The sequence below is a fragment of the Bacillus sp. GbtcB14 genome (genome assembly GCF_019091205.1).
GTDB lineage: Bacteria > Bacillota > Bacilli > Bacillales > Bacillaceae_G > Bacillus_A > Bacillus_A cereus_AG.
In genome coordinates this window covers 1-13,586 of record NZ_JAGXJT010000022.1, presented here as the reverse complement: position 1 = coordinate 13,586, position 13,586 = coordinate 1, and the positions used below count along the sequence as shown (strand labels likewise).

Below are 13,586 nucleotides of genomic sequence, written 5' to 3'. Positions count from 1 at the left end.
ATATTTCGCAAAAATTTCTTAAAAACTTCACAAAAAAATAACCCCTTTATAAGGGGTTATGCCATTTTCTCTCCAGATTCTTCTTTAAAAAAGCTTTTCATCGCATGGAATACATCTGCTTTTTGCTTTAAAATATAATATCTGAAATTCTCATCTTTAATATTTTTATAAGCTGACATAAGTGTACTATGGCGGTTGTACTGATTCACTTCCCCATATCCAAACATATTACACTTCTTCATTAACTCTTCAACAAGTTTTACACATCTAGCATTATCTGATGTTAAATTATCACCGTCTGAAAAATGGAATGGATAAATATTATAGCGGTCTGGTGAGTATTTATTATCAATTAGCTCGAGTGCTTTTTTATATACAGAAGAACAAATCGTTCCCCCACTTTCGCCTTTTGAGAAAAACTCTTCTTCTGTAACTACTTTTGCCTCCGTATGATGGGCAATAAACTCAATATCTACTGTTTCATACTTCGTTCGTAGAAATCTTGTCATCCAGAAAAAGAAACTACGTGCCATATACTTCTCCCATATTCCCATCGATCCACTTGTATCCATCATCGCTAATACAACTGCTTTTGAATCTGGTTTTAATACTTCATTCCAAGTGCGGAACTTTAAATCTTCTTGGTGAATTGGGTGGAAGGATGCTTTACCACGCATTGCATTTCGTTTATATGCAGATATCATTGTTCGTTTCTTATCAATATTTCCCCATAATCCAGTTTTTCTAATATCATTAAATTCAATATGTTCAATCCGGTTTTCATCCATTTCTTTTCTCTTTAAATTAGGCAGCTCCAACTCTTTGAAAAACGCTTGCTCTAATTCTAGAATAGAGACTTCAGCTTCATAATAATCTTCTCCAGCCGCATCCCCTGCTCCTTGCCCTTTTCCTGGTCCTTTTTGCTTTTGACCACCTGATCCATCTCTCGCAACGACATCACCAACTTTGCTGTCACCATTTCCTTGCCCAACGTGTTTGTTTTTATCATAATTGTATCTAATCTTATATTCATCTAGAGAACGAATTGGTATTTTTACAACATCCTTGCCATTAGACATAACTATACTTTCTTCTGTTACAAGATCGGGTAAATTATTCTTAATTGCCTCTTGTACTTTCTCTTGATGGCGTTGTTGGTCGTCATATCCTTTGCGATGGAGGGACCAGTTTTCCTGTGAAATCGTATAATTTGGTTGGTTTTCTTCACCCATTTCTTTCCCTCCTTACTGTATTTGTCTTCCCCTATGAACAGTAAGCTAGAAATTTTGTTTTGTAATGTGCAAGCTAGAATGAAAGGTAACTGCCCATCGAAATTCATCCCATAAACATATATAACGTTTTTCATATAATACTCCGAGCATTCTAAACAAAATTTTGCCACTCACATAATAGAAAGAAATATTCAGCCGCTGATAAGAAAGAAACACAATGCATAGTTGCACACATTTTCACTTTGCAACATATTGTATTGTGTTGGCTTTTTTCGTATGAATGGTTGGTTACTCTATCATATGCATATTGTAAAAATAATTGACAATAAATTCATGAAATTGCATCTTAATTTATTACATTTGGACAAGGTATGACACTTTACACATATGAATGGATAATAAAACGCTGTCCCGCAAAATACAAGAGACAGCGTTTTGTTATCAAACTATCGGTTTAGCAGACTACCTACATAGCGTAATAATTCATTCGCAGATGAAGAATTATAGCCGTGCTCATCAATTAAGCGTGCAACAACATCATTGATTTTCTTAAGCTGATTTTCGTCTGGCGTTTTCGTTGATGTTGTAATTTTCACTATATCTTTTAAATCAGCAAATAGTTTTTTCTGAATCGCTTCGCGAAGACGCTCATGTGAATTATAATCAAAGCGTTTTCCTTTACGCGCATAAGCAGAAATGCGAATTAAAATTTCTTCACGGAATGCTTTCTTAGCATTTTCTGAAATTCCAATTTGCTCCTCAATTGAGCGCATTAGCTTTTCATCTGGACTCATTTCTTCACCTGTTAATGGATCACGTAATTTCGACTTATTGCAATATGCTTCAACGTTATCTAAGTAATTATCCATAAGTGTCTTCGCTGATTCTTCATATGAATACACGAATGCTTTTTGTACTTCTTTCTTCGCAATTTCATCATATTCTTTTCTCGCTAATGAGATGAAATTCATATAACGCTCTCGATCTTCATTACTAATTGACGGATGCTGATCCAACCCGTCTTTGAGCGATCTAAGTACATCTAATGCGTTAATAGATGGTACCTCTTTTCGAATAATTGTAGAGGAAATTCGGTTAATAACATAACGAGGATCAATACCTCTCATACCTTCATCTTGATATTCACGTTGCAACTCCTCTACATCAATCGCATTATAACCTTCTACCGTTTCTCCATCATATAAACGCATCTTTTTAATTAAATCAATATCCGGACGCTTCGGATCTTTTAAACGAGTTAAAATCGTAAACATTGCTGCAACGCGAAGTGTATGTGGTGCAATATGAACATTGGATACATCACTTTCACGAATCATTTTTTCATAAATATGTTCTTCTTCACTCACTCGTAAATTGTATGGAACTGGCATTACAATAATTCTTGAGTGCAATGCTTCATTTTTCTTGTTTGCTATGAAGGAACGATACTCCGTTTCATTCGTATGCGCTACAATTAATTCATCTGCTGAAATAAGCGCAAATCTTCCCGCTTTGAAATTCCCCTCTTGCGTAAGCGATAATAAATGCCATAAAAACTTCTCATCGCATTTTAACATCTCTTGGAATTCCATCATCCCACGGTTTGCCTTATTCAATTCTCCATCGAAGCGATACGCTCGTGGATCTGATTCTGAACCATATTCTGCAATTGTTGAAAAGTCCAGACTACCTGTTAAATCGGCAATATCTTGTGATTTAGGATCAGACGGACTAAATGTACCAATCCCTGTACGGCGATCTTCCGAGAAGAAAATACGCTCTACAACTACATCCTCAATTCTTGAACCATATTCTTGCTCTAGACGCATAACGTTTAGCGGTGATAAATTCCCTTCGATTCTAACTCCATACTCATCAAAGAAATCATCTCGTAAATGATGCGGAATTAAATGAAGTGGATCTTCATGCATTGGGCAGCCTTTAATTGCAAAAATTGCTCCTCGATCTGTTCGTGAATATGTTTCTAATCCTCGTTTCAGCATCGTAACTAATGTTGATTTCCCTCCACTAACAGGACCCATTAATAATAAAATACGTTTTCTAACATCTAATCTTTTTGCAGATGGATGAAAATATTCCTCTACAAGACGTTCTAAAGCATCCTCTAATCCAAATAGCTGATTACTAAAGAAGTTATACTTTCTTCTACCATCTACTTCTTCAATTCCAGCATCTTTTATCATATTGTAAATGCGAGAGTGTGCTGTTTGAGCCACCCATGGTCTTTCCTTCACAAGCTCCAAATACTCCGCAAACGTACCTTCCCATTGTAAGCGTTCTTCTGCTTCTCGATGCTGTTCAATTTTTTTTAGAATATCCATTATAGCTCCTCCCCCATCTCCTTGTTCAATCGGATTATTATAAAAGGTATGCTAGGATGTCCTCAAACATTCTTTAAATCAAAATGAAATATACAGTAGTGATATAAAATTCTCTCCAAAATTCAAAGAAAATTCTGTATAATATAGGTATTAAAGTTTTTACACCGCTATTCATTTTAAATAAATTCTTTTCTTCCAAGAACCTTACATACATTTCGATTCATATTTAAGATTCTCAAACTGAAAAATAGGAGGGATATTAGTATGAAATTATTATTAATTTTAGGTGTATCACTCACATTTCTTACAGCTATTTTTACATCTGGTTACAATGATAAACCTGGTACACATAAAAAGTGATGTGCTTCTAAGCACATCACTTTTTTTATCAATCATTTATAATACACATTTTCCATATCATATTTTGATAAAGGTCGGCTATAATAATAACCTTGCACAAACTTCACATTCTTTTCCTTCAAAAATTGTATTTGTTCCGCTTTTTCTACTCCTTCTGCAATTACATTCAATTCCAAAGTATGAGCTAAATGAATAATTGCAGCTGTAATATTCGTATCGCGTTCATCTACATGTATACCTTCCATAAAAGAACGATCGATTTTCAGCGTATCAATTGGATATGTTTTTAAATAACTTAAAGATGAATATCCCGTCCCAAAATCATCTAAATGAATCTTTAAATTTTGTTCTTTTAATTGTAGCAATACTCTTTTCGATATGTCTTTATGTATAAGGGCTCCTTCGGTAACCTCTATCGCTAATAGATGAGCTGGTACATTGTACTTATGTAAAGCACGTGTAATCATTTCTATTAATGTAATAGAGCGAAAGTGCCTGGCTGAAATATTAACTGCAATTGGGACAACTTCATATCCTTTATTTAACCATTCACGTATTTGCCGACACACTTCATTTACTACCCATTCATCAAGCTTAATAATAAATCCTGTTCTTTCTGCTAGCGGAATAAATTGATTAGGAGAGACAAATCCTAATTCTTTGTTCTCCCACCTTATTAAAGCTTCCATACTAGCAATTTTTTTCGTTTCAATATTAATTTGCGGCTGATAATATAAGAAGAATTCATTTTTTTCTATAGCTCGATGTAATTGGTTTTCTATTATAAATCGTTGTTCACGCTCACAATCTAATCCACTGCAATAAAAATGATAATGCCCTTTTCCTTTTTCTTTCGCTTTTTCCAAAGCAGCATCAACTCTTTGGAATAATATTTTTTCATCTTCTCCATCTGTTGGAGCCATTACAATTCCGATTGACGCACTTAAATATACGTCCTCTTCTTCGATTACAAAATGTTCACTTATCTTTTTTTGTATGCTTTTTGTAACTACCTCTACATGTTCTTTCGTTATGTTTTCTATTAACATAACGAATTGATCATCGTGTTCTCTAAATAAGTGCATACCGGCTATTTGGAAACTACTTAAACATTCTGTAACTTTCTGTAATACTTTATCTCCTTCTTTATGGCCAAAAGTATCATTAATAAGGTGAAATTCATCTAAATCTATAAAGATAAACGCAAAATCTATCTTCTCATTTAAAAAATCATTTAATTTATTTGCACATGAAATTCTATTCATTAACCCTGTTAACTGATCATAATAAGCTAAATATTCTGTTCGCATTTCATTTAATACTTGCCTTGTAACATCCCTCGTAACAATATATACCCCAACAATTTCACCGTTCACAATAATTGGAACAGTTCTCAAAGAAATATAGAGCTCGTACCCTTCTTTATGAACATATTTCTTTGAAACAATTTGCTTTGCTCTTCCTTGCAGGGCTCCTTTAAATATAATTTGAAAATCTTTTTCATATTCTTTATTAATAAATTCAAAAATAAATTTATTATGTAATTCTTCATATCGGTATCCAAATATTTCATACGTTGCTGGATTTGCATATGTAATTCTACCTATAGAATCTATAGATATAATGGAGTCATTATTATATTCTAGTAATGACTTAAATAACATTTGTTTTTCCTCTATCTCAATCTTCTCCTCAATTTGAGCTGTGATATCCCTCGTGATACAAATAATAAACTGACATACTCCTTCTTCGTCGAATACGGGATTAAGTGAAGACTCATAATGTAAATTACCAGTTGCTAAACTAATTACATCACGAAAAGTATAAGCTCTCGCTTCTTTTACTGCTTTTGTATATTGCTTTTGTAATATTTTTGCTTTATCTACGGATAATACTTCTGCAAACGTTTTTCCATAACATTCTTCGCTTAGCTTCGCATAATCCATACCTATCTTATTTACATAAATATATTTAAAGGTTTCATCATCCATAACTTTCATAATAAATACTAAATCTTGAATAGCGTGTAATAAGCCTCTTCTTATTAAATCCATATCTATCATACTTAAAAAGGTATTTTGATTACGATATTGTTCCTTCATATTTATCTCAACCCGTCTAATCTATTTTTATTCATATATCCCATTCTATATGAATATGTACCCTTTTTTAAATGTATGATGATATATTTATTTTTATTTTAAGAAAAAAAGTCGCCATATGGCGACTTTTAATAAACAATTTCTAAATCTAATCCTGGATAATTTTGTTGACGGAACGCTTCATAAATTAAAATAGCTGCTGTATTAGATAAATTTAATGAACGCACTTTATCAGTCATTGGAATACGTAAACAATGATCGAAATTTTCTTCGATTACATTAGCTGGTAAGCCGTTTGTTTCTCTTCCAAATACAAAATAGTAATCCTTCTCACGTTTGCTATAATCAAATGCTGTATGAGCTTTCTCGCCATACTTTGTTAAATAGAAGAATTCACCGTCTTTATTTTTCTCATAAAATTCTTCAATTGAATCATAATACGTAACTTTCACGTGCTGCCAATAATCTAATCCTGCACGCTTTAACATTTTATCATCCGTTGAAAATCCAAGCGGTCTAATCAAATGCAATTCTGTTCCAGTTGCTGCACAAGTACGAGCAATATTCCCTGTATTTGCTGGAATTTCTGGTTGATATAAAACAACATGTACTCCCACGCGATATTCACCTCTGTTTTTTGTCTACTACGTATTATACCACTTGAGCGAAAAATCTCTACCCATTAATAATGTGAAAGAATTTATATTTCATTTGTGGTGTATATTTACTAGAATCTTCATAGTTCCAATAACGCCGACGGCTATTCGCTGAATGTGCATTTACAAGTGGCATACCATCTGCATCTTTTGCTACTACAATCGTCGTATGATTCCACCTACCATCATCCTCGAAATCATAAGCAATGACATCACCAAGAATCAAGTCCTCTGGTCTTTCTACTGCTTCTGCTCGAAGCCCAGTTGTAGCACCTGACAAATACCAATAAAAAGAGTGTGCGACAGCCCAGCTCCAACTCCACTGATTCTCCCTTTGCCACCAACCTTTACGAATATTAGGATATCCATTCATTGGTACTTCTCCAGTATGAAGACATTGAGAAATAAAATTCGTACAATTATCAGGGAAATTACGATATACAGGGTTTCGATCATCCCACCAACGCTCTGCATATTTAACTGCCTCTAAACGGTTATACTGATAAGAACCATACTTCTCTTTTATAACTTCTCTTTCTAACGTCTCACTCATTCCAACTGCTTCTGGCACTTCAATAGCATAATCACCTATTACCTGGCTATTATTTAAATAAACTCTTCGTTTTAATTGTTCCTCTTCGATATAAAATAATTCTTTATGCTTAATTAAATATTTAAAATGTATTTGATAATCAATTTCTTGATGATTGCTATTATTTAATTGTCTCATGAAAGAAACGTCCGCAGTTGCTTTCACTATCTCTGCATTACGCTTTTGAAACAATTTTTTCTTTCTCTGTGCTATTTGTAATAAATCTTCAGCAATACCGTCTACATTTGTTCGTTTTTCTGTTATATATGCTAAAAATTGTTGCACTTGCTTTTCAATATTTATTTTTACAACCATTTCGTCTCCCTCCCATATTACAATATGAAAAAGGGAGATATTATCTACTCTTTTTTCTGCGCTAACAATTCAAGCCCGCGATTCATTTCATGAAGAACCTCTTCATCTTTCTCACGTTGCATCGCTTTTTCAATGGCTTCGCCCACGCCATCTCCACCAATTTTTCCAAGTGCCCATGCCGCTGTTCCGCGAAGTACTGGTCTTGGATCATCTTTCATAACACCTATTAAATCAGGAATTGCTGATGCTTCTTTAAAATGTGCAAGTGCCAAAATCGCATTTCGTTGCAACGGCTTTTTACCTCTCCATGAACCAGACATAATTCCATATTTTTCTTTAAAATCACGATTACTAATTGTTAAAAGTGGTGTTAATAACGGCTTAACTAACTCAGGATCTGGTTCCATCTCAGGGTGGTTATGAAAATCCATTCCTTTATTTTTTGGACAAACAGTCTGACATGTATCACATCCATATATACGGTTTCCTATTTTGTCACGATATTCTTCCGGTAGGAATCCTTTCGTCTGTGTTAAAAATGCAATACATTTCTTCGAGTCTAACTGTCCTCCTTGTATTAAAGCACCTGTAGGACAAATATCAATACATTTTGTACAGCTTCCACATTGATCTTCTATTGGTTGGTCTGGTGGGAATGGAACGTTTGTAATCATTTCTCCTAAATATACATACGAACCAAATTCAGGTGTAATGATAGCGCAATTCTTACCGCTCCATCCAATACCCGCACGCTCCGAAACAGCTCGATCACTTAATTCACCCGTATCAACCATTGACTTAACTTCTATATCGGGAAGTTTTTCGATTAAATATGCTTCTAATTTTTGCAAACGATCTCGTAACACAAGATGATAATCTTGTCCCCAAGAGGCACGACAAAAAATCCCACGGCGTTCTCCACGCTTACTTAATGGTGCATTTTTTAATTTTGAAGGATACGCTAATGCAATCGCAATAATTGATTTTGCACCAGGTAGTAGAAGCTGTGGGTTCGTTCTCTTTTCTATATCAGGCTCTTCAAATCCAGATTGATAATTTAATTGTTGCTGTTGGATTAAGCGCTGCTTTAATTCCTCAAATGGTGAAGCACTAGCAAAGCCTATTTTATCTATACCAATTGTTTTACTATACGCAATTACATCTTGCTTTAATTGTTCAAAATCCATTCTTAATCGCCTCCTCAGATGAATCCATCCCTTATGTAACGACTATATTGGTTAGCAATTCACTTTTGGAATACTATTCTTTACTTCTATTTTCGCATACAATTATATTTTTCAAACATTAAAAAACGCAATGCCTCGTTTATCTTAGAAACGAAACACTGCGTTGATCACAATTTATAGAAAAACATTTAATAAAATTTGGAGCGGGTGAAGAGAATCGAACTCTCGACCAGAGCTTGGAAGGCTCTTGTTTTACCACTAAACTACACCCGCAAATATGAAATACATATAAGATATTAGAATAACTTATGTAAAGTAGTATAGCATGTAAAAAAAACGGAAGCAAGAATTTTATCGAAAAAAGTCGAAAAAGTGATGAGTATCTCATCACTTTTTCAATTCTTTATCAATCGCCTTCTTCATACTATCGAAATCAGGGTTTGCAAGATTTCCGTTTACATATACTGAAGGAGCACCTTGAACTTTTAATTTTTGAGCACGATCTGAATCTTTACGTACTTTTTCTTTTATATCTTTACTGTGTAAATCCTTCTTAAATTGTTCTACATCAACTTTCGGAAGCTTCTCTTTCACAATGTTAAGAAGTAATTCTTCTGTAATCCATTCTTCCGTGTCTTTCTTTTGACTTTGATAAATCTCATCATAGAAAGTCCAGAATGAATCTTTATCTTGTTTATAAATTGCTTCACCAGCTGCTGCGCCTAAATCAGAGTCTTTTCCGATAAACGGGAAGTTAATAAAATATAACTGCACTTTACCTTTATCAATATACTCTTCTTTTAATCGTGGTAATACTGTTACATCCCAAGTACGACACGCAGGACATTTGAAGTCTCCAAATTCAACTACCTTAACTGGTGCATCATCTTTCCCTAAAGATTGTTGTGTGGAATAAGCAAACATCTCATTCCCTTTATCTTTTTTGTCATTTATGATGCTATACGCAATTGTTCCGATTACAATCAATACTGCGATAGAAAAAACTATACCAAGAGCCATGAGTTTATTTGATTTCATATACATTCCTCTTTAAATTCATATTCTGTATACAGCATTGTACACAATACACATAATATCAACACTTATATACGTCACGCAATGAACACGCTCACATAAATTACAAAAATACAACATTTGTGACGATATTGTGTCACAAATTGTCACAATTTATCCAAAAAAAGAAGCTCCTATGTAGGAACTTCCCTTAGCTTACTGCTTTTTCACGCGCATTATTTAACATCGACTGCTCTGTTTTTATATCATGACGAATTACTAATTTCTCACTAACTGCTTGCACATACTCATCATGATTGATGTAGCCTTCTTTCTCCATCAATCTCAAAACGACATTTCGTCTCTCTACGGCCTTATCATAATTTTGTGCAGGTGAGTAATAAGCAGGTGCTTTTACTACAGCAGCCATCATTGCACTTTCAGCCAGCGTTAATTGGTCCACCTTTTTACCGAAATAAAGGTTTGCCGCTTTTTCAATTCCCCATGCTCCTTCTCCGTAATAAATATTACTTACATACAATTTTAAAATTTCATCCTTCGTAAATGTACGTTCAATTTTTTTCGTATAGAAAATCTCTTTCCACTTACGAGAAAATGTACGTTCATTCGTTAAAAAAGCATTTTTGGATAACTGCTGTGTAATTGTGCTTCCGCCTTGCACAACACCACCAGCCTTTATATTCTCAACAGACGCTCTGACAATCGCTATATAATCTAAACCATTATGATGATAAAACCTTTTATCTTCTGTCGCAATAAATGCGTGTGTTAATGATTCTGGCACCTCTAACTTAGCCGGTACATGTAATTTACTAATATCACTTTGCTCGATCATTACATTTCCAACGAATAATAATGTACAACTTAACAATAATAATAAAATAATGGCTTTATAAAAGAATTTAGTCATTGGATTTAATGCAACTTTTTGATGATAGTTCACCCTAGATAATACTCGTTCTTTCATCTTGAACACCTCTTTTCCACACAGCGTATAACTCTTACTTTAAGAATACCTTGTTGTAAAAAAACATCCCATCGATTTCTCTTACACGTACCTTACATCATTGTAAGGTATAAAAAAGTATTGTATCACAGTATTTTTTTATCTACTATTCATCTGAAATATTGAATATAGATTATGCTAAACCAATAGCAGAGTATACCTTAAGCCTATACTTCCCTATTAAAACACCCTATTTTCATTATATCATCTACAAATATATATATTTGTAAGTATCTAGTAATCTAAATGTATACAATATATCATACATTATACAGAACAAACGTTCCTAAAATCAACACTAGCACTATTATTATTTTGACCTTTTTCTTAAACAGTATACAAAAAAGAGTAGTGATTTGATTGTATCTCAAACCGGCTACTCTTTTCTTTACAATCTACCTATTAAATTATATGGCTGCACTTCCCACGTTTCGTACGGAATACAATGTGTTGCTCTCATCGCATCAAGCGTTCTAGATTTCATATGAGGACGCGTTATGTACCCATCTATGTTCTCTTCATTTAAAGCAACAAATTTAGCCTCTTGTATTTCTTCAGGTTGAATTTTTATTTCACCGCTCACGTATGCCACTTTAAAAACAACAGATAAAATATGCATAGAGGTATTATAATAAACCCCTGTAATTCCGATAGGCTTCACCGTTAAACCCGTTTCCTCAAACATTTCCCTACAAACTGCTTGATCGAGCGCTTCTCCTTCTTCCACCTGTCCTCCTGGCAACTCCCACGTATCCGCTCGCCAGTGTACCTTTGCTAATAACACCTCATTTGTTTCGTTAGTTAAATAGCCTGCTACGGCAACGATATGCTTCGGTGTTCTATGTTCCATATTAAACCTCCTAGAAATAATGATTATTTCATATATCCCTATAAGCATATTCCTTGTCTACAACAAAATACCTTTACTCATTCATCATCTTAATTAAATTCATAAAAAAGCCCCCTATCCGTTAAACGAACAGGGGGCTTCTATCGTATTATTCTCCTAAGTCTACGTTGTGGTAAACTTGTTGCACATCTTCTAGATCTTCTAATGCATCAACCATTTTTTCAAATTGTACTTGAGCATCTTCAGGAAGTTCTACATCACTTTGTGCAAGCATTGTTAATTCTGCAACTGTGAATTCTTCAACACCAGCATCTTTAAGTGCAGATTGTACAGAATGGAATTGATCAGGTTCAGCATACACGATAACAGCATCTTCTTCTTCTAGAATGTCACGTGCATCTACATCTGCTTCCATTAAAATTTCAAGAACTTCATCTGATGTTTTACCTTCAAGACCGATAACAGCTGTCGCATCAAACATGTAAGCTACAGAACCGTTTACACCCATGTTACCACTGTTTTTGCTAAATGCAGCTCGTACATCTGCTGCAGTACGGTTTACGTTATTTGTAAGTGTATCTACAATTACCATAGATCCATTTGGTCCGAATCCTTCATAACGAAGCTCGTCATAATTTTCTTCTGAACCGCCTTTTGCTTTTTCAACTGCACGATCAATAATTGTTCTTGGCACATTGTATGTTTTCGCACGTTCTAATACGACTCTAAGCGCTTGGTTTGACTCTGGATCTGGCTCACCTTGTTTTGCTGCCACATAAATTTCACGTCCAAATTTCGCGTATATACGGCTTGTATTTGCATCTTTTGATGCTTTTTTATCTTTAATATTATTCCATTTACGACCCATACTTTCCACTCTCTTTCCCGTTTTAAATCTACATAAAAATATTAATATGAAATATAATGTGTATTCAACACATTTTTAAAAGAAATATAAAAAGTTCATTTTTGATTCATATTACAGACATAATATAAATTACTATCATTTTGTTCTTTCGACAAGTTATATTATACATGAATTCCTACATTTATTACGAATTTTAGAATCACATAGTATAATTTAACAAAAAAGACGATATTGATTTCCATAATATTCCCTTAATTACTTTCTATCGTTGTATAATTAAAACAGGAAAAAATTTGAAGAAAAGATGAGGGGATAATTATGAAACATTCAAATGATCTTAAAGGAATTGGAGAGAAGTTAAACCCCACTATCTATCAAATAAGATTCATGAAATTAGGGGACTGGTTAAGTACTTCAGCACAAATGTGGGCGTGCCACTCAACTATGTACAAGTACAACAGAGAAGAATTTGAAAAGGAATTTTTAGAAATTACAAAATTAACAGCTGATAATGTGCTAATATCTACTGGTGGTATCGGATTGAACTTCATGTCACCGGGCTGGAGAAATTCTCTCTAGAGTACTCAAAGAGAATATTGTATATACAATATTCTGCTGACATTTTATAGAATACCGGAATGAAAAGGATAAAAACAAACATTCATTTTTATCCTTTTCATGTTTCGTAGTTTACTCACCGCACACTTTTTGTGCTTATTTTTTTGTGTAATGAAAACACAAAAAATCTCTATACAATTAGTATAGAGATTTTTTATTACGCCGTTCATGATACCGATGGTCGGGGTCGAACCGACACTCCCGAAGGAACACGATTTTGAGTCGTGCGCGTCTGCCAATTCCGCCACATCGGCACAAAAGAAAGGCGGCAACCGGATTTGAACCGGTGGTAAAGGTTTTGCAGACCTCTGCCTTACCACTTGGCTATGCCGCCATGTTAAATTTTATTGGAGCGGAAGACGGGATTCGAACCCGCGACCCCAACCTTGGCAAGGTTGTATTCTACCACTGAACTACTTCCGC

11 protein-coding genes and 4 tRNA genes are annotated in these 13,586 nt (G+C 34.2%); 1 reads left to right on the top strand and 14 read right to left on the bottom strand.

Annotated elements, in window-relative coordinates; translation table 11 throughout:
* Positions 1-56: 56 nt before the first annotated feature.
* From yhbH to KVT31_RS28280, 11 genes are all read right to left on the bottom strand, one after another.
* Complete coding sequence (yhbH, locus tag KVT31_RS28330; protein ID WP_016089393.1) at positions 57-1,232, bottom strand: sporulation protein YhbH; 1,176 nt, start codon at positions 1,230-1,232, stop codon at positions 57-59.
* 446 nt (positions 1,233-1,678) lie between these two features.
* The gene (locus KVT31_RS28325; protein ID WP_000353282.1) at positions 1,679-3,574 is read right to left on the bottom strand and encodes a PrkA family serine protein kinase; all 1,896 of its coding nucleotides are present in this window, start codon (positions 3,572-3,574) and stop codon (positions 1,679-1,681) included.
* A gap of 392 nt (positions 3,575-3,966) precedes the next feature.
* Positions 3,967-6,036 carry a sensor domain-containing protein gene (locus tag KVT31_RS28320; protein ID WP_088095056.1) on the bottom strand — a complete coding sequence of 690 codons (2,070 nt, stop codon included), beginning with the start codon at positions 6,034-6,036 and terminating at the stop codon, positions 3,967-3,969.
* Between the two features lie 128 nt (positions 6,037-6,164).
* Complete coding sequence (gene trmL, locus KVT31_RS28315) at positions 6,165-6,653, bottom strand: tRNA (uridine(34)/cytosine(34)/5-carboxymethylaminomethyluridine(34)-2'-O)-methyltransferase TrmL (protein ID WP_000538149.1); 489 nt, start codon at positions 6,651-6,653, stop codon at positions 6,165-6,167.
* Between the two features lie 58 nt (positions 6,654-6,711).
* A complete protein-coding gene (locus tag KVT31_RS28310; RefSeq protein WP_088095055.1) occupies positions 6,712-7,599 on the bottom strand; it encodes an amidase domain-containing protein in 888 nt (295 codons plus the stop codon).
* A 44-nt stretch (positions 7,600-7,643) separates the two neighbouring features.
* Positions 7,644-8,786 (bottom strand): tRNA epoxyqueuosine(34) reductase QueG, encoded by a 1,143-nt coding sequence (gene queG / locus KVT31_RS28305; protein ID WP_060629454.1) that lies wholly within the window; start codon positions 8,784-8,786, stop codon positions 7,644-7,646.
* A gap of 199 nt (positions 8,787-8,985) precedes the next feature.
* Positions 8,986-9,059 (bottom strand) — tRNA-Gly (locus KVT31_RS28300).
* A 114-nt stretch (positions 9,060-9,173) separates the two neighbouring features.
* Positions 9,174-9,824 (bottom strand): DsbA family protein, encoded by a 651-nt coding sequence (locus KVT31_RS28295; protein WP_088095054.1) that lies wholly within the window; start codon positions 9,822-9,824, stop codon positions 9,174-9,176.
* A gap of 187 nt (positions 9,825-10,011) precedes the next feature.
* Positions 10,012-10,788 carry a transglycosylase domain-containing protein gene (locus tag KVT31_RS28290; protein WP_000664702.1) on the bottom strand — a complete coding sequence of 259 codons (777 nt, stop codon included), beginning with the start codon at positions 10,786-10,788 and terminating at the stop codon, positions 10,012-10,014.
* 427 nt (positions 10,789-11,215) lie between these two features.
* The gene (locus tag KVT31_RS28285) at positions 11,216-11,677 is read right to left on the bottom strand and encodes an NUDIX hydrolase (protein ID WP_088095053.1); all 462 of its coding nucleotides are present in this window, start codon (positions 11,675-11,677) and stop codon (positions 11,216-11,218) included.
* 148 nt (positions 11,678-11,825) lie between these two features.
* The gene (locus KVT31_RS28280; RefSeq protein ID WP_000532956.1) at positions 11,826-12,545 is read right to left on the bottom strand and encodes a YebC/PmpR family DNA-binding transcriptional regulator; all 720 of its coding nucleotides are present in this window, start codon (positions 12,543-12,545) and stop codon (positions 11,826-11,828) included.
* Positions 12,546-12,863: 318 nt separating this feature from the next.
* Here KVT31_RS28280 and KVT31_RS28275 point away from each other — a divergent pair, with 318 nt between their 5' ends.
* Positions 12,864-13,124 (top strand): DUF3884 family protein, encoded by a 261-nt coding sequence (locus tag KVT31_RS28275; RefSeq protein ID WP_088095052.1) that lies wholly within the window; start codon positions 12,864-12,866, stop codon positions 13,122-13,124.
* 211 nt (positions 13,125-13,335) lie between these two features.
* Here the strand turns inward: KVT31_RS28275 and KVT31_RS28270 are convergent.
* The 3 genes from KVT31_RS28270 to KVT31_RS28260 form a co-directional block, all read right to left on the bottom strand.
* Positions 13,336-13,417, bottom strand: a tRNA-Leu gene (locus KVT31_RS28270).
* Between the two features lie 9 nt (positions 13,418-13,426).
* Positions 13,427-13,497 (bottom strand) — tRNA-Cys (locus KVT31_RS28265).
* Positions 13,498-13,511: 14 nt separating this feature from the next.
* Positions 13,512-13,586: transfer RNA gene (locus tag KVT31_RS28260), tRNA-Gly, on the bottom strand.

Excerpts from the sequence above, each read along its gene's own strand:
- KVT31_RS28290 (WP_000664702.1), bottom strand. The coding sequence starts at position 10,788 with ATGAAAGAACGAGTATTATCTAGGGTGAACTATCATCAAAAAGTTGCA.
- KVT31_RS28310 (WP_088095055.1), bottom strand. The coding sequence starts at position 7,599 with ATGGTTGTAAAAATAAATATTGAAAAGCAAGTGCAACAATTTTTAGCA.
- KVT31_RS28325 (WP_000353282.1), bottom strand. The coding sequence starts at position 3,574 with ATGGATATTCTAAAAAAAATTGAACAGCATCGAGAAGCAGAAGAACGC.
- KVT31_RS28295 (WP_088095054.1), bottom strand. The coding sequence starts at position 9,824 with ATGAAATCAAATAAACTCATGGCTCTTGGTATAGTTTTTTCTATCGCA.
- KVT31_RS28285 (WP_088095053.1), bottom strand. The coding sequence starts at position 11,677 with ATGGAACATAGAACACCGAAGCATATCGTTGCCGTAGCAGGCTATTTA.
- KVT31_RS28280 (WP_000532956.1), bottom strand. The coding sequence starts at position 12,545 with ATGGGTCGTAAATGGAATAATATTAAAGATAAAAAAGCATCAAAAGAT.
- KVT31_RS28275 (WP_088095052.1), top strand. The coding sequence starts at position 12,864 with ATGAAACATTCAAATGATCTTAAAGGAATTGGAGAGAAGTTAAACCCC.
- KVT31_RS28320 (WP_088095056.1), bottom strand. The coding sequence starts at position 6,036 with ATGAAGGAACAATATCGTAATCAAAATACCTTTTTAAGTATGATAGAT.
- yhbH (WP_016089393.1), bottom strand. The coding sequence starts at position 1,232 with ATGGGTGAAGAAAACCAACCAAATTATACGATTTCACAGGAAAACTGG.
- queG (WP_060629454.1), bottom strand. The coding sequence starts at position 8,786 with ATGGATTTTGAACAATTAAAGCAAGATGTAATTGCGTATAGTAAAACA.